Raw genomic sequence first — 22,636 nt, 5'->3', positions numbered from 1 at the left:
ACAATGTACGGAAACATTAAGCAACATTTACAAGACGAAATTCAAAACATAAAAGAAGCGGGGCTTTTTAAAGAAGAACGCATTATTACTTCACCTCAAGAGGCAGTAATTGAAATCTCTACTGGCGAAGAAGTTATTAATTTTTGTGCCAACAATTATTTAGGCTTATCAAATCATCCTGATGTGATTCAAGCCGCAAAGGATACCATGGATACGCATGGGTTTGGTATGTCATCAGTGCGCTTTATTTGTGGTACGCAAAACATCCATAAAGAATTAGAGCAAAAAATTGCTGATTTTTACGGATTTGAAGATACTATTCTTTATGCCGCAGCTTTCGATGCCAACGGTGGTGTTTTTGAACCACTTTTAACCAAAGAAGATGCAATTATTTCTGATTCTTTAAACCACGCTTCTATTATAGATGGTGTGCGTTTGTGCAAAGCTGCAAGGTATCGCTATGAAAATAACAATATGAAAGAGCTTGAAGCTCGATTAAAAGAAGCAAATGAAGCTGGCGCTAGATTTAAAATTATTGTAACCGATGGTGTTTTCTCTATGGATGGTATTGTTGCTGATCTAGATAAAATTTGTGACCTAGCAGATAAATACGACGCCATGGTTATGGTAGATGAATGTCATGCGGCTGGATTTATCGGTAAAACCGGAAGAGGAACTTTAGAATTAAAAGATGTATTAAAGCGAGTAGATATTGTTACCGGAACTTTAGGAAAAGCCTTAGGTGGCGCCATGGGTGGATATACCACAGCTAAAAAAGAAATAATTGAAATTTTACGTCAGCGTTCTCGCCCTTATTTATTTTCAAATTCTTTGGCTCCAGCTCTTATAGGTGCTTCCATAAAAGTGTTTGATTTGTTAGCTAACGATACTTCTTTACGTGATAAATTAGAATGGAACACAAACTACTTCCGTAAAGGAATGGAGGAAGCAGGATTCGACTTAGTTGGCGCAGATGCTGCTATTGTTCCAGTAATGCTGTACGATGCCAAACTATCACAATCAATGGCTAATGAACTGTTAAAAGAAGGTATTTATGTAATTGGGTTTTTCTTTCCGGTAGTTCCCAAAGAAAAGGCGAGAATTAGAGTTCAGCTTTCGGCAGCACATGAAAAGGAGCATTTAGATAAGGCTATTGCTGCATTTACTAAAGTAGGGAAAGCATTAAATGTAATTTAGATGAGTATCATAAGAATCACCAAACATTTTGATTTTGAAACTGCACATGCATTATATGGTTACGATGGCAAGTGCAAAAATGTGCATGGTCATAGTTATCAATTATATGTCACTGTCATTGGTTCACCAATTAACGATTCAGAACATGTAAAGAATGGTATGGTACTCGATTTTGGTGATCTAAAAAAAATTGTAAAATCTCAAATTGTTGATGTTTTTGATCATGCAACAATTTTAAATAAAAACTCACCGCACGTAGAATTGGCTGAAGATATCAAGAAGCATTCTCCGAAAGTGATTTTAGTAGATTACCAACCTACAAGTGAGAATATGATTGCTGATTTTGCATCTATCATCCAACAACATTTACCGCAAAGTGTTAAATTGCATTCGTTGAAATTGTACGAAACGCAGAATTCGTATGCTGAGTGGTTTGCTTCAGATCAGCACTTAGACGAATATCAAAAAGCATTAAACGTCTTCAATAAAGAATGACCATAAATCTACCTGCTAATAAAAAAGTTTATATCGCTTCTGATCAGCATTTGGGTATACCAAATCATAAAGACAGTTTGGTGCGCGAAAAGAAATTTGTAGCTTGGTTAGATACCATTAAGCAAAATGCACATACCATTTTTCTATTAGGTGATTTGTTTGATTTTTGGTTTGAATATAAAACTGTTGTTCCAAAAGGATTTGTGCGTGTTTTAGGTAAGCTAGCAGAGCTCAAGGATAATGGTATTGATATCCACTTTTTTGTGGGAAATCATGATTTATGGATGCGAGACTATTTTCAAACGGAATTAGATATTCCTGTTTATCATGAACCTAAAGAATTCATTATAAATGATAAAGTATTCCTTATTGGTCACGGCGACGGCTTAGGCCCAGGTGATAAAGGATACAAATGCATGAAGAAAGTATTTACGAATCCGCTATCAAAATGGCTATACAGATGGATGCATCCAGATTGGGGAATTAGGCTAGGTGTCTATCTCTCCACAAAAAATAAATTGATTTCTGGCGATGAAGATGCAAAGTTTCTTGGCGAAGAAAATGAATGGCTTGTTCAATATTGTAAGAGAAAACTAGAAACCAAACATTACGATTGTTTTTTGTTTGGGCATCGTCATTTACCAATGACAATTCAGCTCAATAAAAAATCTACCTATATCAATACGGGTGATTGGATCACGCATTTTACCTATGCTGTTTTCGATGGAAAAAACACGGAATTAAAAAATGCCTAAAACCAAAAGCTCTTTTTTCTGTCAAAACTGCGGTACTCAATATGCCAAATGGGTAGGTAAATGTACGGCTTGCAATGAATGGAATACCATTGTAGAAGAAGTTATTCAAAAAGAAGAAAAAAGAACTTGGAAACAAACTTCAACAACTAAAAAGGTTTCAAAACCAGTCAAAATTAATGAGGTTTCTATAACACAAGAAGATAGAATCCATACACAAAACAATGAGTTAAACAGAGTTTTGGGTGGTGGTTTGGTAAAAGGTTCTGTTACATTGTTAGGTGGCGAACCTGGTATTGGTAAATCAACTTTATTGTTACAAGTTGCTTTAGCTATTGCCAAGAAAGTACTATATGTTTCCGGAGAAGAAAGCCAATCGCAGATAAAAATGCGAGCAGATCGGCTAAGTAACAAAAGCTCTAATTGCTTGGTGTTGACCGAAACCAAAACGCAAAACATTTTTAAATCCATTGAAGAAGCTCAACCCAAAGTGGTTGTAATAGATTCTATTCAAACACTTCATACTGATTACATAGAAGCTTCGCCAGGTAGTATTTCACAAATACGAGAAACCACAGCAGAACTTATAAAATTTGCAAAAGAAACGAATACACCTGTTGTATTAATTGGTCATATAACCAAAGAAGGAACTATTGCTGGTCCTAAAATATTAGAGCACATGGTAGATGTGGTCTTACAATTTGAGGGTGATAGAAATCATACCTACAGAATTCTTAGAGCCCAAAAAAACCGCTTTGGATCGACAGCCGAGTTGGGCATTTATGAAATGCAAAATGCTGGTTTAAGAGAAGTTGAAAACCCGTCTGAAATATTAATTTCTGAAAAAGATGAATCTCTTAGTGGAACTGCAATTGGAGCTACTTTAGAGGGTATGCGTCCATTAATGATAGAAGTACAAGCTTTGGTAAGTACTGCTGTTTATGGAACACCTCAAAGATCTGCTACAGGTTATAACATAAAACGATTACACATGATCTTAGCTGTATTAGAAAAACGAGCAGGGTTTCGTTTAGGGGCTAAGGATGTATTCTTAAATATTGCCGGTGGTATAAAAGTGGATGATCCGGCAATAGATTTAGCCGTAGTAGCGGCTATTTTATCTTCAAATGAAGATGTGGCAATTCCACAAGATGTATGTTTTGCTGCTGAAGTAGGTCTTGCAGGTGAGATTCGGCCAGTAAATAGAATTGATCAACGAATTTTAGAGGCTGAAAAGCTTGGCTTCTCAACTATTATAGTATCTAAATTCAATAAAATAGCCAAAACCAACTATAAAATAAATGTGGTTTTGGCTTCAAAAGTTGAAGATGTCTTTCAACAATTATTTTAATTAAGCTCGCTTAGCTTTCTTTTTTGCTTTTTCTACTTTCTCTTTTAACTTTTCTATTTTGTCTAACCATTCCTCTTCATCATTGGGCGAAAGTTCTCCTTTAGCTTTTAATTTTTGATATTTCTTTTCTGCTTTCTTTAGTCTTTTTTCAGCATCCTCATGTCTATCAATGGCTTTTTCCCTTTGCTTCTTTTCTTTTTCTTTTTTCTTTTCTTTTTTTTCAGCTTTTTTGTCTTTTTTGTCTTCCTTACGTTCTTGTCTTTCTGCTTTTTCTTGCTCTTTTTGTTTCTCTCTTTCTTTCAAATTCTCCTCTTTTTCTTCACTTTTCTCTTCTAGGTTATCCTTCTGGCTCTCCTGTTCTTTTACAATTACTTCCTTTTCGTTATCCTCAATAACATTTATTATCTCTTGTTCTACTTTAGTCGCTGAAGATTCCTCTTCAATAACATTTTCCTCCTCTGCCTTTGCTTCCCAAAAACCTTCAGGCAACTTATACCTATCTCGCTTACGTCTATTCTTATATTGAGGTTTTAATTTACCTTTCTCATTATATAATTCTCTAGCGATCATATAAATGGTATCTCGCGCACCTGGCGTAAGACTTCCATAAACATTATGCCCTAAATGGAATATTTTACTATTTACAAGGGTATAATAATTATCTTTATAATGAACTCTTTGAGCAAAAGAGTTACATATTATAAACAATAGAAAAAAAGTTACAATAAGTTTAATAGGTTTCATAAGCATTGTTTTTAATAGTAACGAAGTTAAATTATTTTATTGTGAAAGAATTTTTATAAGCTATGGCACTATCTTTTAAAAAATGTACAATTAATGATCTAGATGTTTTGGTTGATATAGGTAAGTCAACATTTATTTCAGCATTTAAAGCTGTCAACAATCCTGATGATTTTAAGCTGTATATGGATAAAGCTTTTAGTAAGGAAAATATTAAAAGTGAATTGTTAAACCCTAATTCACAATTTTATTTTATTTATTTAAAAAGTGATCTTGTTGGTTATCTGAAACTAAATGAAAAAGATGCTCAAAATGAACAATTTGAGCAATCGTCTATAGAATTAGAACGGATATATATTTTACAAGAATTTCAAGGAAAACAACTCGGCAAAAATGCACTTTTAAAGACAATAGAAATTGCTAAAAATAAAAAAGTAGACTTTTTGTGGTTAGGGGTATGGGAAGATAATGTAGCTGCCATTCGGTTTTATGAACGACATGGTTTTAAAAAATTCGATTCACACCTATATATGCTGGGTAATGATAAACAAAACGATTGGTTAATGAAACTAAACCTAACTTAATCGTCTTTAATAGGATCAGCTCCCCAACCTTCATAAACACCATATAAAAGTTTCGATAGCTGTGCCATTTCTTTAGTTAGTTTATTAATAGCTGATGGATGTATCGAATCTTTTCTAGATATTCGTACTTGATATCTATAATCTTGTCCTTTAATATACTTAACAGAATCGATAGCAAAATCGAGCGGTTTTACTTTTGCCATAAATCGTTGTCTGCGTTTTTCATTTCTAAAATTGATCCAATGAGCTATTTTTCTAGGCTTAGAAAGGTCATCGCCTTCAATAATCAATTGATTTAAAAGCTCGTGATCCATAAAGAAACCTCCAGATATATCCTTTGGGATTAAATTTTCCCTATAGTGTCCCCATTTCTTATCTTGTTTCAACATCAAGTAATTTTTAGAAAAAGCATAATTATAATCTAAAAAATGTTGAATGGTTGATCTTACATTCGTAGTATCTTTTATGTAATAGACATCAAAACCCGAACATTGATATGTTAGTACACCAACAAGACGTTTTTTTGTAAGCCTATTTAATTTTGCAGAAATAGAATCAGAAAACATGTAAAATTTTGACAATCCAAACTCATCTGGGTAACCATTCTTTAAACAATCTCTAGTGTTAGTGCCAACTACCAATAAATTTTTGTAGTTGGGCTTGCCCATAAAATTGTAGTAAAGGTTGGTTGTAATGGTCATTGGACCTTTTTCTTTTTCTACAACATAAGTTACCCAATCTTCATTAGAATTTTGCGCAAATCCAACTATAATCGATAATAAGAAAAAAATAGTGAGTAAGTAAAGTCGTTTCATTATCAGCTAAGCTACAAAAACTATGCCCTAGATTGTCTTTAATATTTACTTAAATTGTAGCATCATTTAGAAAAGAAAAAACATCAATAGTAAATGACAATCTACGAGTTTAGAATGCTTCATAAAACCGAACAGTATAATACAATTTGGAGAAAAGGTCTTTATTTAGATAATATTAAAGAAAATGGCAACATGATAAATCTATATGCTATTAATAGATTTTTTGTTGAGGTAGTTTATAATGGTGAATCAAATAAGATTATAGAAAATAGGTGTTTTGAAGATGGTGATAAAATGGATAAATATTCTTTAGGGCTCAACAAGTATTTTGAATAATAAAGAAATTTAAAATTTTCTTAAGTTATATCCATCGGAAAATCATCCTTACAACCTTGCTAAAAACCGTTAAAGCTTAAAATCAGCTATGGTTCAATTCATCTAAATTGCCTATCTTTAGATTCTACTAAATTGCTAATTTAATAACTAATTCACATGAAGAAATATTACTTTAAAAAGAGGTTGTTTTTGACGACCCTTATTCTTTTTTACTTAACTGTAAGTTATAGTCAAATACCTAATTACTATTCAGGAACTGATATTACAGTTACAGGAGAACAATTAAAGAACACTCTTTCGGTATTGATAATTAATACACAAACTACTAACCTTAGTTACACTCCAGGTGTTTGGGATGCTTTAAAACAAACAGATCTAGATCCCACAAACCCTGACAATGTTCTCTTAATTTATGGATATAGTGACATGGATGGAAATTATGTTACAGATAGAACTCGAAGCAAGGATGCAAATGGAGGCACTGCTGGAACAGATTGGAATAGAGAACATACCTACCCTAGATCATTAGGTAACCCTAATTTGGGGAGTACAGGTCCTGGGTCTGACGCGCATCATCTAAGAGCTTCAGATGTTACTTTAAATAGTAATAGAAATAACTATCCTTATACTGATGCAGATGGAGATGCTAGTGTGATTAATGGAAATACATTTTATCCAGGTGATGAATGGAAAGGTGATGTCGCCCGTATGATGATGTATATGTATTTGCGCTATGGTGATCAATGTTTGCCAACGGTTGTAGGTACTGGCAGCACTACTTTTAGTGCTGAAATACCAGATATTTTTTTAGAATGGAACGCAGAAGACCCTGTTTCGGAATATGAAATTAATAGAAATGTATTACTTGAGGGCATTCAGGGCAATAGAAATCCGTTTATAGACAACCCTGCTTTTGCAACTTCTATTTGGGGGGGTCCACAGGCGGAAGATAGATTTAGTGGTGGAGCTGAAGATAATGAGGCACCAAGTATTCCAGCAAACTTAATTGCATCTAATACAACTCAAACAGAAACAACCTTAACTTGGGAAGCTTCTACAGACAATACAGGTGTTATCGCTTACCAAATTTTTAATGGAACAGCTCTAGTTAGCTCTACTTCTGTCCTAACATATACGGTGACAGGATTAACTCCAAACACTTCATATACGTATACTATAAAAGCTCTCGATGCTTTTAGTAATAGTTCAGCAGATAGTAATTCTGTAACAATTACAACTTTAGAAGATATTATGCCTCCAGTAGGTGATAACGCTTTGATTCTTACGGGCGTTTTTGATGGTCCATTAAGTGGAGGTGTTCCAAAAGGAGTTGAAATATATGTAAAACAAGATATAGCAGATTTAAGTGTTTATGGTTTAGGCTCTGCAAATAATGGTGGCGGTACAGACGGAGAAGAATTTACTTTTCCTGCAGATGCAGCTACTGCAGGAAGCTTTATTTATGTAGCTTCAGAAACAACAGGCTTCACTTCATTTTTCGGATTTGCTCCTAATTACACTTCCGGAGCAATGGCTATAAATGGTGATGATGCTATAGAATTATTTCAAGGAGGTGTTGTAGTAGATGTTTTTGGAGACATTAATGTTGATGGTACAGGTCAACCTTGGGATCATTTAGATGGTTGGGCTTATAGAAATGAGAATACGGGTCCAGATGGTAATACTTTTGTGTTAGACTCATGGAGTTTTAGTGGAATCAATGTTTTTGATGGCCAGACAACAAATGCGAGTTCACCTACACCATTTCCGTTGGGTAGCTATACCGTTGCAGGCCCAGCTGAGGTTGTAATTAATGAAGTAGATGCCGATCAAACCGGAACAGATGCTACCGAGTTTATAGAGCTTTATGATGGCGGAGTTGGTAATACCTCATTGGATGGATTGGTAATTGTATTGTACAATGGTAGTGATGATGCAAGTTATGACGCCATTGATCTTGATGGATATTCAACCAATGAAACAGGGTATTTTGTAATAGGAAGCGCCGGAGTTCCAAATGTTGATTTAGTGGCTTTTACAACAAATGGTATTCAAAACGGAGCAGATGCAGTGGCTTTAATTATGGGAGACGCAACAGACTTCCCTAATGATACTCCAATTGTTATTAATGAAAATTTATTAGATGCCTTTGTATATGATACCAATGATGGAGATGATACAGGTTTATTACCTTTACTAAATGCAGGTCAATCCCAAATTAATGAAGGTGGAGCAGGAGATAAAGATATACATTCAAATCAAAGGATACCAAATGGATCAGGGGGATTAAGAAATACAAGTACTTATAGCCAGTTAATACCTTCACCCGGAACAGAAAATGTTGGCGATGTAGTGGATAACGAAGCACCTTCAATTCCTTTAAATGTAATGGCTTCTAATATTACAGATACAGAAGTAACATTAACTTGGGATGCATCTACTGATAATGTTGCGGTTACTGAATATCAGATTTTTGATGGAGCTTCGCTGATGGGTTCTACTTCAGATATTACAATTACTTTAACAGGACTCACACCAAGTACAGAGTATTCATTTACAGTTATTGCCTTAGATGCAGCAAATAATGCATCAGGCGCAAGCGCATTAGTACCAGTAACTACACTTGACGCAACCGGAGGGACAAGTGTTTTAGTAATTACGGGCGTTTTTGATGGTCCATTAAGTGGAGGTGTTCCAAAAGGAGTTGAAATATATGTAAAACAAGATATAGCAGATTTAAGTGTTTATGGTTTAGGCTCTGCAAATAATGGTGGCGGTACAGACGGAGAAGAATTTACTTTTCCTGCAGATGCAGCTACTGCAGGAAGCTTTATTTATGTAGCTTCAGAAACAACAGGCTTCACTTCATTTTTCGGATTTGCTCCTAATTACACTTCCGGAGCAATGGCTATAAATGGTGATGATGCTATAGAATTATTTCAAGGAGGTGTTGTAGTAGATGTTTTTGGAGACATTAATGTTGATGGTACAGGTCAACCTTGGGATCATTTAGATGGTTGGGCTTATAGAAATGAGAATACGGGTCCAGATGGTAATACTTTTGTGTTAGACTCATGGAGTTTTAGTGGAATCAATGTTTTTGATGGCCAGACAACAAATGCGAGTTCACCTACACCATTTCCGTTGGGTAGCTATACCGTTGCAGGCCCAGCTGAGGTTGTAATTAATGAAGTAGATGCCGATCAAACCGGAACAGATGCTACCGAGTTTATAGAGCTTTATGATGGCGGAGTTGGTAATACCTCATTGGATGGATTGGTAATTGTATTGTACAATGGTAGTGATGATGCAAGTTATGACGCCATTGATCTTGATGGATATTCAACCAATGAAACAGGGTATTTTGTAATAGGAAGCGCCGGAGTTCCAAATGTTGATTTAGTGGCTTTTACAACAAATGGTATTCAAAACGGAGCAGATGCAGTGGCTTTAATTATGGGAGACGCAACAGACTTCCCTAATGATACTCCAATTGTTATTAATGAAAATTTATTAGATGCCTTTGTATATGATACCAATGATGGAGATGATACAGGTTTATTACCTTTACTAAATGCAGGTCAATCCCAAATTAATGAAGGTGGAGCAGGAGATAAAGATATACATTCAAATCAAAGGATACCAAATGGATCAGGGGGATTAAGAAATACAAGTACTTATAGCCAGTTAATACCTTCACCCGGAACAGAAAATGGAGCTATTATTCCTCCACCAGCACCAATTTCAATTTTAGAAGCTCGAAATACAGCAGATGGTGAAATTGTGACGGTAAGTGGAGTGCTTACAGTAGCCGATCAATTTTCTGGATCAGCATATATTCAAGATGCTACAGGCGGTATTGCAATTTTTGATGAACAGGTACATGGCGATGGTAATTTTATGATTGGAGATTCAATTACAGTCTCTGGTACTCGAAGTGCTTTTAATGACCAAATTCAAATAGGTTCAGTAACTGTTGTTGAAAATAACGGATTACCGAATCAACCTATTGAACCCTTAACTATAACATTAAGTGAATTAGCAGATCATCCTGCCAAATTAGTTCGAATTGTTGAACCAAATTTTCCAAAGCCTGGTGATATTTTATTTGGTAATGCTAACTATCTACTTAGTGACCTTAGTGGTAGTGGAGAGATGCGAATTGATAATGATGTTGAAGAAATTGTAGGCTTAGGGCAACCTGAAACCTGTAACGAAATTATTGGTGTTGTTGGGAGATTTTTTGAAACCTTTCAATTACTCCCTAGATCAGGAGTCGATTTGTCATGTGCTGGGCCTTACATTCCTCCTGCAAGTTCAATTACAGTCTCTAATGATAAGACTTTAGATGTTGTTACATGGAATATAGAATGGTTTGGAGATGAATCTAACTCTCCTGCAGCTGGAAACCCAATGTCAGATGCTATTCAAAAAGATAGTGCAAAAACTGTTATTACAAGATTAAACGCTGATGTATATGCTGTCCAAGAAATATCTGATGACGTTTTATTTGCACAAATGATAAGCGAGCTACCGGGGTACGACTATATCTTATCACCTGCAGTTTCAAGACCTAATGATCCAGGGGTAAAGCAGAAAATTGGGTTTATTTATAATACCAATACAGTTAATTTGGTTAATACTAGCGTCTTATTAGAGTCTATACACCCTTTATATAATGGCGGTGATGATTCTGCAATATCAGATTATCCAAATACAACGGATCGTTTTTATGCCAGCGGAAGATTACCTTTTTTAATGACAGCAGACATAACAATAAATGGAGAAACAAAACAATTTGATTTTGTTGCGTTACATGCTAGGGCAAATAGTAGTAATGATCCTCAGTCTCGATATGATATGCGCAAATATGACGTTGAAGTGTTGAAAGACAGTTTAGATGCTCATTTCACAAGTTCCAGATTATTTTTGTTAGGCGATTTTAATGACGACGTAGATGAAACTGTTGCTGATGTATCTACAACCATTTCAACATATGAAGAATATGTTACTGACGTGAGTAATTATAATATTATCACCAGTATTTTAAGTGATGAAGGGTTTCGTTCATTTGTTTCTAGAGAAAATATGATTGATCATCTACTTGTAAGTGACGAGGTTGAAAATAACTATATAGAAGAATCTGCAACTGTACATTATGAATTTTATGATAATGATTATGTCACAACAACTTCAGATCATTTTCCTGTATCAGCTAGGTTTCAACTATGTGAATTGACTTTAAATAATATTACAGGCACTGATGTAAGTTGTAATGGGGGTACAGACGGAACTGCAACTATATTAGTTTCTGGTGGTATTCCCCCGTACAGTTATGAGTGGAATAATGGTCAAACAAGCTCAACAGCTACCCAATTAGAAGCTGGAGCTTATAGTGTAATTGTAACCGATGATTTAGGTAATTCTGTATCTAGCGAAATTACTATCGCTCAACCTGAGCCACTAATTGTTACTACAAGTGAGGATACTACAGTGTATTTTGGGTATTCACCTCAATCGTGTAGCGTTATCTCAGTTACAGGTGTCTCTGGCGGAACCGCGCCTTACTCATTTGAATGGAATACAGGTGAAACAGCAGAATCAGTTGAGGTTTGCCCTGAGGAAACTACAATATATACTGTGACTGTGACTGATGCTAAAGGTTGTGAAATTCAATCTAATATTCAAATAAATGTAGTTAATGTAGAGTGTGGCAATAATTCAAACAATTCAAAAATTTTAATTTGTCACAATGGTAAAACTATTTGTATTTCACAAAGTGCTGTGGAATCTCATTTAAACCATGGAGATACTTTGGGTTCTTGTGATGAAGATAATTATAAAAATTCTAACCCTGTTACTGCTTCCGTTTATCCTAATCCTTTTAGTAATTACTTTAACGTTAAGCTTAACTCTTTAAACGATAATGTAAAAGCTCAGTTACTAATTTTTGACATGAGAGGAGCGTTAATCAAAAAGTTTTCTAAAAACATGTCAAATGGTGATTCATATTTTAGATTAAATTCTTCAAGTCTACCAACGGGTTTATATTATCTTAAAGTTGTGGTAAATAATGAAGTAACAAATACTGAAATTTTGATAAAAGAATAGTATTTCTTTCTATTATAAATCAAAAATTTATTACTAAAAAAGCCTCAAGAAAATCTTGAGGCTTTTTTTATTTTTCTAAAGTTATATACACCGGAAAATGATCACTATAACCGCCTTGATGCCACTTACCAATGTAGGTTCTAAATGGGCTTCCTTTTCGCTTCCCTTTCCAAGATTTTAAGAAATGGTCATCAAAAATTTCGGCTCGTCTATAAGTTAGCTGATGACCTTCTTCAAAGAAGTTTCTACTAAATATTATTTGATCAAATAAATGCCAATCTTTTTCATGCGTTGATGTACCTCTATCCTTAGCAAATATTGACTCATAAGGATTGTAAAATTCTGCAGTAACTAAATATTGCTTTATACTAGGGCTATCTGGGTTATCATTAAAATCCCCCATAATAATAATTTTGGCCTCTTTAGTTTCTGCCTTAATACCTCCAATTATTCTATGGATTGCTTCTGCAGCTTGTATACGTTTTGGTTGGGTTTCTTCAGTTCCTTTTCTGCGTGAAGGCCAATGATTCACAAGAATATAAACTAATTCGCCTTTTAATCGACCCTTAACCAATAAAATATCTCTTGTAAAGTCCCTTTTACCATCATCATTTATTAAAATTAACGGAATGGCTTCGGAATGTAATAATTCAAAATGTTCTTTTTGATAGAGCAAGCCTACCTCTATTCCTCTTTCATCAGAAGAATCATAATGTACAATTCCGTAATGATAATCTTTAAGCTTTTTACTATTAATTAGATCATTTACTACTTGATAATTTTCTACTTCGGCTATTCCTAAAATGACAGGTGCATTATCTGTTTCATCTTCGCCTATTTCGGTAATAGCTGAGCTGAGCTTTTTGATTTTTTGATGGTATCTTTTTTCGTTCCACTTTTTTCTTCCGTCGGGAGTAAAATCGTCATCCAATGCGTCTTCATCGTTAATGGTGTCAAACAGATTTTCGAGATTATAAAAAGCTACTGTATATAAATTCTTTGAGTTATTATCCAAAATAATGATTTAAACTACGAAAAGTACAAAAAATCACTAAACTTACTACCTTTGCCGCATGATCGAAAAAAAGACATTAGATTTTGAAAAAACCGTATTGATCGGTGTTATAACGCAACATCAAGACGAAGTAAAATCTAAAGAGTATCTGGACGAATTAGAGTTTTTAACATTTACCGCTGGCGGCGAAGTCATAAAACGTTTCACTCAAAAAATAGATACACCCAACCCTAAAACCTTTATTGGTTCTGGTAAAATGGAGGAGGTAGAAACTTTTGTTGAAGCCAATCAAATAGGTTCAGTTATTTTCGATGATGAATTATCTCCTGCACAACAAAAGAATATTGAGCGTATACTACGTTGTAAAATTTTAGATCGCACAAGTTTAATTCTTGATATTTTCGCACAACGTGCGCAAACACATTATGCTCGTACTCAAGTAGAATTAGCTCAATATCAATATTTATTGCCTCGTTTGGCAGGATTGTGGACACACCTTGAAAGACAGCGTGGTGGTATTGGTATGCGTGGTCCTGGTGAAACAGAAATTGAAACTGATAGACGTATTGTTCGTGATAAGATTGCTTTATTAAAAAAGAAGCTTATTACAATAGATAGGCAAATGGCCGTTCAACGTGGAAATCGTGGTAAATTGGTCCGTGTAGCTTTGGTAGGGTATACCAATGTTGGTAAATCTACCCTAATGAACGTGGTTAGTAAAAGCAACGTTTTTGCTGAAAATAAGCTCTTTGCGACGCTAGATACTACTGTAAGAAAAGTGGTTATTAAAAATATTCCGTTTTTACTGTCTGATACTGTAGGGTTCATTCGTAAACTCCCGACTCAATTAGTTGAATCTTTTAAGTCTACGCTCGATGAAGTTAGAGAGGCTGATTTATTATTACATGTTGTAGATATTTCACACCCTAATTTTGAAGAACATATAGATTCTGTTAGTAAAATTCTAGACGAAATAAAAAGTTTAGATAAACCTACACTAATGGTTTTCAATAAAATTGACAACTATAAACATGAAACCATTGATGAGGATGATCTAGTAACTGAAAAAACCAAAGCTCATTTTACCTTAGATGAATGGAAAAAAACGTGGATGGCAGAATTAGGTGAAAATTGCTTATTTATATCTGCTTTAAATAAAGAAAATTTAGAAGAATTTAGAAGAAAAGTTTTTGAGGCGGTTAAAGAAATTCATATTACCCGTTTTCCATATAACGATTTCTTATATCAGGAATATGAATAATAGTTAATCACCAGATTCGTCTTCAATTATACCTAGGCGTTTAGCTCGTTTTTCCCAGTTCTTACGAGCCAGTTGTTGCATATCTGAATCGGTATCACTTTCGTCCATAATTTCGAGACCTAGTAACGTTTCTATAACATCTTCCATCGTTACCAAGCCGCTTATCGAACCGTATTCATCAACCACTAAAGCAATATGTTCTTTAGCTTTTATGAGCTTTTCAAATAAATTTGGTATTGGAACATTGCGCTCTACAACAAAAATTTCGCGTTTAATTTCTGACAATAGTTTTTTATCATGATCTTCTGCTACTTCCTTAAAAACCTCATCTTTTAAAACATAACCCGTAACATGATCTCTGTTTTCTTGGTAGACTGGTATTCTAGAAAATCGAAGCTCTTTATTCTTATCAAAAAAATCTTTAACCGATTCGTCTTCCGAGGCCATTTGCAAAACTGTTCTAGGCGTCATTACATCTTTGGCTAGAATGGATTTAAAGTTTAATAAATTTTTGATCACTACTGATTCTGATTCTTCAAAGACGCCTTCTTCTTGAGCTATATCTGCCATCGCATGAAAATCTTCTCTGCTCAATACACTACCATGATGACCTTTGCCGCCAATTAACTTGGTTGTTAGTTGCAACAACCATAAAATACCTGTCCATTTTAATGGGAAAATCAATACGTTTAATGCCTTACTTGTAAAATTAGCGAGCTGTTTCCAATAAGTAGCTCCAATTGTTTTAGGTATGATTTCTGATGCCACTAAAATTAAGATTGTCATAATAGTTGAAACAACCCCTACCATGATATCTTCAGTAAACTGAATACCAAAAACGGTTCTAGTTTTTGATCCGTATAATTCCACGTAAGCGACTTTCGCTTGTACACCAACTAAAATTGCGCCTACAGTATGCGCAATAGTATTTAATGTTAATATGGCTATTAGGGGTTTATCTACATCATTTTTTAGAGTTTCTAAATTTTCAGCATAAGCCTTACCCTCTTTCTTTTTTACATTAATAAAAGTTGGAGTAACACTTAGTAAAACTGCTTCGAGAATTGAACATAAGAAAGAAAAGAAAATAGAGATAACTCCGTAGAAAATCAGTAAACCCATTAAAGTTTTATTTGAAAGCTAAGTTAACAATTTGATTGTATAAAAAAAGAGTTCTCAAAATTGAGAACTCTTTTTTTACATATTCTAATCTTTTTAGAAAGAGTAATTTAAACCAAACAACCAATATGACTGTACCTCGTTATCGATATTGTCAAACGTTGCATTTGGATTATATCTAATACTTCCCATATTTAAAGCATCACTTAGTACCTCTTGATGGTTTCCTCTTAAACCAAATTCAAAACCTAAGCCAATACCTTTCCAGAACGTATACCCAAAAGAGTTGATCCATGTCCAATTTGATAAATCACTACTCTTGTAACTTTGGAATGTTGTAAAATTTGTTTTAAAGTTCACTTTTCCTAGCTGTTTAGTATAATCAGCAACTATTTTAGCCCCCAAAGATGAATCGAAAGCTGCATCATTATCAGCGAAAACAAAATTGTAATTTAATGGGTGAATAACCACTATTAAATCTTGAATTGGAGTCCAAGTTGCACCAACACCTAAATCTAAATAGCCTGGGTCATTAAAGTTTTCAATAATTGTTGACCTGTATTCGCCTAGAGCAGAAACAGCCCATTTATCACTTAACTTCCAACCATATAACGATGTAATTGTGAAAACATCAGATGCTGAATCAAAATCATCGCTGTCAGTAGCATCGTCTTTGTTATCATTCTTAACCCATGCTAAGTTTACATTAGCAGAGTTTCTCCAGAAATATTTTTCTTGAATTAAATTAGCGAATCCATTAACGGTTACACCTATATTTCCAGTTGATGTATTTGGTGTACCTCTAGAATACCATTTGTCATATCCGGCGATATTAGCGCCGATAGTACCAAAGGCTCCTAATTTCCAACCAGGTAAGGCGTCTATTTGAGCTTGAATAGCGTCTGCTTTGCCCTGTAATTTAGCAATAGAGTCTTTTTTAGAGGCTAACTCAGCTTTTAATTCTTCCTCTGTTTGTGCAAATGCCGATGTTACCCCTAGCATCAAAGCAAATGCAAATACAAATTTTTTCATTTTAAAAATTTTAGTTTAATTTTTTGTTGTTGAGCGCAAAAATACACTTTTTTCATTTTTGACCCTTCTAGTTAAAAAAGTCACTGAAAAATAGCGTTATTTCTTTTTAAAAAGTGGAACTGTAGAACATGCTTCGCCAAACATAATAGATTTAGCAACTGGTTGTAATTTTTCGACTAATTGAATTGAAGCTGTCGCGGGAATTGGTTTGTTAGCACAACCTTTAATAACGATGAGCTTATCATGATATTCAGATATATCTAAATCATTAATAATATCTTGAAAAATTGTTGTCTCTAATAATTCAAGGTTCCCAACAACTGTTTTTTTTACAAAAGGAGAAAGATACGTGGTGATTAATAGATAAGCCCAAGATGGTATAATTGCTTCTGTAGAACAGTTAAGTGCTATATAAGCATCTTTATACTGATACCAGTCATGATTTTTTAAGCTTTCGCGGAAGTCTTTTTCTCGTAAGATCAATCCTTCATACAGCCATTGAGAAATATCTAAAAGAATACGCTGTGCTTCCGGATAAAATTCTTCTAGATCAATAGTGATTAACTTACTACTGGCAACTCTATTTATAATTTCATCAGCCATTATAAAAAACCTAACTCAAGCTTTGCTTCTTCGCTCATCATGTCTTGTGTCCAGGTTGGGTCAAAAGTAATTTCTACCTCAGCATTATCTATTTCAGGTAATACTTTAACTTTTTCTTCTACCTCAACTGGTAATGTTTCAGCAACAGGACAATTTGGTGATGTTAAGGTCATTAAGATCTTTGCCTCTTTGTTTTCATTAACAAATACGTCATAAATCAAGCCTAACTCATATATATCTACAGGTATTTCAGGGTCAAAAATTGTTTTTAAAACCCCTACTATTTTATCTCCAACTTCTTGAATTTCTACTTCTGTCATAATTCATTTTTTACTAGTACAAAGATACGACTATTGTGTTAATTTAGATTGAAAAGCTACAGCATACAGCTTCAATTGCTTTAGCATTGAAACCAATCCATTAGCACGAGTTGGGCTTAAATGCTCTTTTAAACCAATCTCATCAATAAAACTAGAATCAGCATCAATAATTTCTTGTGGTGAATGATTAGAAAATACGCGCAGCAACAGACCTACAAGACCTCTGGTTAAAATAGCATCACTATCTGCCGTAAATACCACTTTATTGCCTGATAATTGCCCGTGTACCCACACCTTAGATTGACACCCTTTTATAATATTCTCTTCAGTTTTATATTGTTCATCAATTAACGGAAGTGATTTACCTATTTCGATCAAATATTCATAACGCTCCATCCAGTCTTCGAACATTGAAAATTCATCTACAATTTCTTCCTGTATTTCTTTGATAGTCATTTTTTAAACTTATTTTTGCAACGGTCATTGACCACGTTTCTAAGAAAGGGCAAAATTACACTAAAAAAACAAGAATGGGTAAATTATTAGCTGTTGGTACCGTTGCTTTTGACGCTATTGAAACGCCTTTTGGCAAGACAGATAAAATATTAGGTGGTTCTGCTACTTTTGTAGGATTAGCAGCTTCACAATTTGGAGTTAAGACCGGTATTATTTCTATTGTGGGTGATGATATGCCACAAGAGTATTTAGATATGCTCAATGAGAGGAATATTGATACTAATGGTATAGAGATCGTAAAAGGAGGGAAAACATTCTTTTGGAGTGGTCGTTACCATAACGATATGAATTCTAGAGATACTTTAGTTACAGAACTTAATACTCTAGAAGATTTTAATCCAGTAGTACCTGAAAGTTTTCAAGATGCTCCAGTAGTAATGCTTGGTAATTTGCACCCTTTAACTCAAAGTTCGGTATTAGACCAAATGTCTATAAAGCCAAAGCTAGTCATTTTAGATACTATGAATTTCTGGATGAATTCAGCTTTAGAAGACTTAAAAAATGTAATTAAACGTATTGATGTTATTACTATTAATGATGAAGAGGCACGTCAGTTAAGTGGTGAATATTCATTGGTAAATGCCGCTAAAAAAATCCATGAAATGGGTCCTCAGTATGTAGTTATAAAAAAGGGAGAGCATGGTGCTTTATTATTTAATAAGGGGAACATGTTTTATGCTCCAGCTTTACCATTAGCAGAAGTTTTTGATCCAACTGGTGCTGGTGATACATTTGCAGGTGGGTTTGCTGGTTATATTGCTAAAACAGAAGACATATCGTTTGAAAATATGAAGAATGCCGTAATTTACGGCTCTAATCTAGCCTCGTTCTGTGTAGAGAAATTCGGTACAGAACGTATGCAAAACTTAACAAAAGAAGAGGTGCAAAAACGTTTGTATGCGTTTAAGCAACTAACTCAATTTGAAATTGAATTAAATTAATAACGATCCGCGCCTCAAAACGCGGATTTTTTTATACTCAATGAGCGACTCTATTAAGCATGAATGTGGTATTGCCTTAGTTAGATTACTAAAGCCACTAGACTATTATCAAAAAAAATATGGCACATCATTCTATGGAATTAACAAGATGTATTTAATGATGGAAAAACAGCATAATCGTGGTCAAGACGGTGCTGGTTTTGCTAGTATAAAATTAGATGTAAACCCAGGAACTAGGTACATTAGTCGCGTTCGTTCAAATAAGCAAGCTCCTATTCAAGATATTTTTGCTCAGATAAATGAGAGATTAAATAATGTTTTAGAAAAGCATCCTGGTAAGGTCAACGATGTAAATTGGCAATTAGAGAATATGCCCTATGTAGGTAATCTCTTTTTAGGTCATGTGCGCTACGGAACTTTTGGGAAAAATAGTATTGAGAGTGTTCATCCTTTTCTTCGTCAAAATAATTGGAAACATAAGAATTTAATTGTTGCTGGTAATTTTAACATGACTAATTCTAATGAGTTATTAGAAGAGCTGATCGAGCTTGGTATGCATCCTAAAGAAAATACTGATACTGTTACCGTGATGGAAAAAATTGGTCATTTTCTTGATGATGAAGTTTCAAATATTTATCAATCATGTAAAGAAAGAGGACTTTCTAAAAAAGAGGCTTCAGCTGTTATTGAAGAAGAATTAGATATTAAAAATATCTTACAACGTGCTTCTAAAAATTGGGATGGTGGATATGCCATGGTTGGTTTATTTGGTCATGGTGATGCTTTTGTGTATCGTGATCCCGCAGGTATAAGACCAACATATTATTATAAAGATGATGAGGTAGTTGTTGTGGCTTCTGAGCGACCTGCGATTCAAACAGTTTTTAACGTAGATTATCAATCTGTTAAAGAATTGGAGCATGCTCATGCGTTAATCATTAAGAAAAAAGGAGATATCTCTATTGAGCAAATCAAAGAGCAATTACCAAAAACATCTTGTTCATTTGAACGTATATACTTTTCGCGCGGAAGCGATGCAGAAATCTATGAAGAACGTAAAAATTTAGGTAAACTTATTTTTCCTAAAGTGCTAGACGCTATAGAAAATGATGTAAATAATACCGTATTTTCTTACATACCTAATACCGCAGAAACTTCATTTTTTGGTATGGCACAAGCTGCTGATGATTACTTAATTCAGAATAAATTACAAACTATTCTTAAAGGGCAGCGCTCGATTTCTTCTGAAAAAGTAACCGAAGTGTTAACAGAGCGTGCACGCATTGAAAAAATTGCCATTAAAGATGCCAAACTAAGAACGTTTATTGCTGATGACAATAGTCGAGACGATTTAGTAGCACACGTATATGATGTTACATATGGTGTTGTAAAACCAACTGATAACCTCGTTATTATAGATGATAGTATTGTTCGTGGAACTACTTTAAAGAAAAGTATTATCAAAATTTTGGATCGATTGAATCCTAAAAAAATTGTAGTGGTTTCTTCAGCTCCGCAAATTCGTTATCCAGATTGCTATGGCATCGATATGGCGCGAATCGACGAGTTTATAGCTTTTAAAGCCACATTGGAGTTGTTAAAAGAAACTAATCAATATCATATAGTTGATGAAGTATATAAAAAATGTAAAGCTCAAGATACAGTTCCAGAAAATGAGCTTGAAAACTATGTTAGAGCTATTTATAAGCCATTTACTGCTGAAGAAATTTCTGACAAAATCGCTCAATTATTAAAAACAGAAGAGATTAATGCAGGTGTTAAAGTTATCTTTCAATCAATCGAAGGCTTACATGAAGCTTGTCCTAAAAATTTAGGTGATTGGTATTTCACTGGTAAATATCCGACTACTGGTGGAACAAAAGTTGTAAACAGGGCGTTTATCAACTTTTATGAAGGTAATAAAAAGAGAGCTTATTAATTTTGGCATTCTAATTGATTTCTATTTCTTAAATTTAAGATCATGAAGAAATTAGTACTACTACCAATAATTGGCATACTTATGAGTTTTTCGCAATGCGATAAAAATACCTTTGATAAAAAACCTCCCGTAGAGTTTACTAAAACTTATTTTCAAAATTGGGTTGGTGGCAGGCCAGGTTCAAGTGGAGTGCTAGTTACGTTAATTACAGATAATACTAATAATTCTATTGCCTTTGATTCAATCTACTTTAACGAAAGAGCTGTAAAGTTAGAGTCTCAGGTTAGTGGTGATGAACTTATCTTAACTGGTAACTTTATTAAAAGAAGCCCAAAAGATAGAGACCTTATTTTATCTGGAGACCCTAAAGAAGAATTTGGTAATAAACCTCCAAAAAAAGAATATAAAAGTCCTTTTAAGCTCGGTGATAAAGAGGCTATTATAAGTTATTTTATAAAAGATAAAAAACGTTATTTTAAGCTTTCAGACATTCAAAAAGAGAAGACTTTATATTATCAATAAAAAAATTTGGCACAGGGTTTGATTTCTAATGAGTAGAAACATTAAAACCCTGTGCTTATGAAAGCTTTAAAATTACTATCAGTACTTTTTCTAACCGTTACCTTTTTAAGTTCTTGTGTGGTTTCTGTCGATAATTTCGATGATACCATATCTTTAGAACAACTAGTTACATCCCATGATTTATGGTATGTAGATTTTAATAGAACTACAGGAAATGGTGAAGTGCCTTTTTTATCTAAAGCTTTTACAATTTCGTTTGAAAATGGGCGTTTATATGCTAATAACAATCTAGTAGGAATCGGTTCTGTAGGAGGCGGATTAGGTTTACAAATAGGATATTACGATACATTTAATGGTGTGCTAGAAATAGATCACAATTTAGATGGGTTCATTGATATAGAAGTTTCGCAATTGTCTAGAGATGAGATAAGACTAAGAGATACATTTACAAATACGTCTTATTACCTAATAGGATACAATACAAACAATTTTGACTACGATTTAGTATTCTATGATAATATAGAATATTTCTTACAAGAATATGAAGCGTGGGAAAAAACATTTGTGAGCGAAGAAGGTGCCCTAAATGAATTTGATGATGAAAACTTCTTAGAATTTACACCTGGCGATACAAATACTTTTAGGTCTTCTCAAGATGAGTTTGGCACGAATATTGAATTAATTAATTGGGATTTCGTAGGTGATTATGTGGTGTATGATGTTGAAGGAAGAGATGATCTAAAAATTTTAACATTAGATTATGATTTCTTTGACAATGAAGAGTTCGAATTGAGCGTTATAAACGACGGATTAGTAAGTTTATTTCATCGCGCATCTGGAACAACGTACGAGTTTGATGGTAGAGGCAACATTCAATTTAAAAAAGGTGACGCCAATCAAAAGCCAAGAAATACCAAACGATTTAAAACAAATCGTAAGACAAAGAAAATAGCTGTAAAAGCATAAAGATAAGGTTTGGTTAGTTG

20 protein-coding genes are annotated in these 22,636 nt (G+C 34.0%); 12 read left to right on the top strand and 8 right to left on the bottom strand.

The window, feature by feature from the left end:
- Nucleotides 1–3 precede the first annotated feature (3 nt).
- From kbl to radA, 4 genes are read left to right on the top strand one after another with little or no spacing between them, the layout of a single operon-like run.
- Nucleotides 4–1,197 carry a glycine C-acetyltransferase gene (gene kbl / locus AC1EUV_RS03855; RefSeq protein WP_480197346.1) on the top strand — a complete coding sequence of 398 codons (1,194 nt, stop codon included), beginning with the start codon at nt 4–6 and terminating at the stop codon, nt 1,195–1,197.
- Nucleotides 1,198–1,692: a 6-pyruvoyl trahydropterin synthase family protein gene (locus AC1EUV_RS03850; protein ID WP_480197345.1), complete on the top strand. Its 495-nt coding sequence runs from the start codon at nt 1,198–1,200 to the stop codon at nt 1,690–1,692.
- Complete coding sequence (locus AC1EUV_RS03845) at nt 1,689–2,447, top strand: UDP-2,3-diacylglucosamine diphosphatase (protein ID WP_480197344.1); 759 nt, start codon at nt 1,689–1,691, stop codon at nt 2,445–2,447. Before AC1EUV_RS03850 ends, AC1EUV_RS03845 begins: the two co-directional genes overlap by 4 nt.
- The gene (radA, locus tag AC1EUV_RS03840) at nt 2,440–3,795 is read left to right on the top strand and encodes a DNA repair protein RadA (protein WP_480197343.1); all 1,356 of its coding nucleotides are present in this window, start codon (nt 2,440–2,442) and stop codon (nt 3,793–3,795) included. The genes AC1EUV_RS03845 and radA overlap by 8 nt, the downstream gene beginning before the upstream one ends.
- Here radA and AC1EUV_RS03835 read toward each other — a convergent pair whose 3' ends face one another.
- Nucleotides 3,796–4,539, bottom strand: a complete 744-nt coding sequence (locus AC1EUV_RS03835; protein ID WP_480197342.1) for a hypothetical protein — start codon at nt 4,537–4,539, stop codon at nt 3,796–3,798.
- Between the two features lie 62 nt (nt 4,540–4,601).
- Here AC1EUV_RS03835 and AC1EUV_RS03830 point away from each other — a divergent pair, with 62 nt between their 5' ends.
- A complete protein-coding gene (locus AC1EUV_RS03830) occupies nt 4,602–5,120 on the top strand; it encodes a GNAT family N-acetyltransferase (RefSeq protein WP_480197341.1) in 519 nt (172 codons plus the stop codon).
- Here the strand turns inward: AC1EUV_RS03830 and AC1EUV_RS03825 are convergent.
- Complete coding sequence (locus AC1EUV_RS03825; protein ID WP_480197340.1) at nt 5,117–5,935, bottom strand: DUF695 domain-containing protein; 819 nt, start codon at nt 5,933–5,935, stop codon at nt 5,117–5,119. The genes AC1EUV_RS03830 and AC1EUV_RS03825 overlap by 4 nt on opposite strands.
- A 93-nt stretch (nt 5,936–6,028) precedes the next feature.
- Here AC1EUV_RS03825 and AC1EUV_RS03820 point away from each other — a divergent pair, with 93 nt between their 5' ends.
- Nucleotides 6,029–6,271, top strand: a complete 243-nt coding sequence (locus AC1EUV_RS03820) for a hypothetical protein (protein WP_480197339.1) — start codon at nt 6,029–6,031, stop codon at nt 6,269–6,271.
- 156 nt (nt 6,272–6,427) lie between these two features.
- On the top strand, nt 6,428–12,382 hold the full coding sequence (locus AC1EUV_RS03815; protein ID WP_480197338.1) for an endonuclease: 5,955 nt from the start codon (nt 6,428–6,430) through the stop codon (nt 12,380–12,382).
- A gap of 67 nt (nt 12,383–12,449) precedes the next feature.
- Here AC1EUV_RS03815 and AC1EUV_RS03810 read toward each other — a convergent pair whose 3' ends face one another.
- Nucleotides 12,450–13,397 (bottom strand): endonuclease/exonuclease/phosphatase family protein, encoded by a 948-nt coding sequence (locus AC1EUV_RS03810; RefSeq protein WP_480197337.1) that lies wholly within the window; start codon nt 13,395–13,397, stop codon nt 12,450–12,452.
- Between the two features lie 58 nt (nt 13,398–13,455).
- Between AC1EUV_RS03810 and hflX the strand changes: the two genes are divergently transcribed.
- Nucleotides 13,456–14,658 (top strand): GTPase HflX, encoded by a 1,203-nt coding sequence (hflX, locus tag AC1EUV_RS03805; protein ID WP_480197336.1) that lies wholly within the window; start codon nt 13,456–13,458, stop codon nt 14,656–14,658.
- A gap of 3 nt (nt 14,659–14,661) precedes the next feature.
- On the opposite strand, the gene AC1EUV_RS03800 is transcribed toward hflX, so the two are convergent.
- The 5 genes from AC1EUV_RS03800 to AC1EUV_RS03780 form a co-directional block, all read right to left on the bottom strand.
- Nucleotides 14,662–15,780, bottom strand: coding sequence for a CNNM domain-containing protein (locus tag AC1EUV_RS03800; protein WP_480197335.1), 1,119 nt, complete (start codon nt 15,778–15,780; stop codon nt 14,662–14,664).
- Nucleotides 15,781–15,873: 93 nt separating this feature from the next.
- On the bottom strand, nt 15,874–16,809 hold the full coding sequence (locus tag AC1EUV_RS03795; protein WP_480197334.1) for a DUF3078 domain-containing protein: 936 nt from the start codon (nt 16,807–16,809) through the stop codon (nt 15,874–15,876).
- A gap of 96 nt (nt 16,810–16,905) precedes the next feature.
- Entirely contained in the window at nt 16,906–17,412 is a 507-nt protein-coding gene (locus AC1EUV_RS03790) for a DUF2480 family protein (protein ID WP_480197333.1), read from the bottom strand.
- Nucleotides 17,412–17,732 carry an iron-sulfur cluster assembly protein gene (locus AC1EUV_RS03785; protein WP_480197332.1) on the bottom strand — a complete coding sequence of 107 codons (321 nt, stop codon included), beginning with the start codon at nt 17,730–17,732 and terminating at the stop codon, nt 17,412–17,414. The genes AC1EUV_RS03790 and AC1EUV_RS03785 overlap by 1 nt, the downstream gene beginning before the upstream one ends.
- Before the next feature lie 30 nt (nt 17,733–17,762).
- On the bottom strand, nt 17,763–18,188 hold the full coding sequence (locus AC1EUV_RS03780; protein ID WP_480197331.1) for a SufE family protein: 426 nt from the start codon (nt 18,186–18,188) through the stop codon (nt 17,763–17,765).
- Nucleotides 18,189–18,262: 74 nt separating this feature from the next.
- On the opposite strand from AC1EUV_RS03780, the gene AC1EUV_RS03775 reads away from it, so the two are divergent.
- Genes AC1EUV_RS03775 through AC1EUV_RS03760 form a run of 4 tightly spaced genes read left to right on the top strand, consistent with a single transcriptional unit; the run spans nt 18,263 to nt 22,616 of the window.
- Entirely contained in the window at nt 18,263–19,189 is a 927-nt protein-coding gene (locus tag AC1EUV_RS03775; RefSeq protein WP_480197330.1) for a PfkB family carbohydrate kinase, read from the top strand.
- Between the two features lie 40 nt (nt 19,190–19,229).
- Complete coding sequence (locus AC1EUV_RS03770; protein ID WP_480197329.1) at nt 19,230–21,128, top strand: amidophosphoribosyltransferase; 1,899 nt, start codon at nt 19,230–19,232, stop codon at nt 21,126–21,128.
- Between the two features lie 42 nt (nt 21,129–21,170).
- Entirely contained in the window at nt 21,171–21,650 is a 480-nt protein-coding gene (locus AC1EUV_RS03765; RefSeq protein WP_480197328.1) for a hypothetical protein, read from the top strand.
- A 57-nt stretch (nt 21,651–21,707) separates the two neighbouring features.
- A complete protein-coding gene (locus tag AC1EUV_RS03760) occupies nt 21,708–22,616 on the top strand; it encodes a hypothetical protein (protein ID WP_480197327.1) in 909 nt (302 codons plus the stop codon).
- Nucleotides 22,617–22,636: the final 20 nt, after the last annotated feature.

The organism is Maritimimonas sp. 2304DJ26-3 (assembly GCF_056591635.1).
This window is presented reverse-complemented; position numbering and strand designations above follow the sequence as displayed.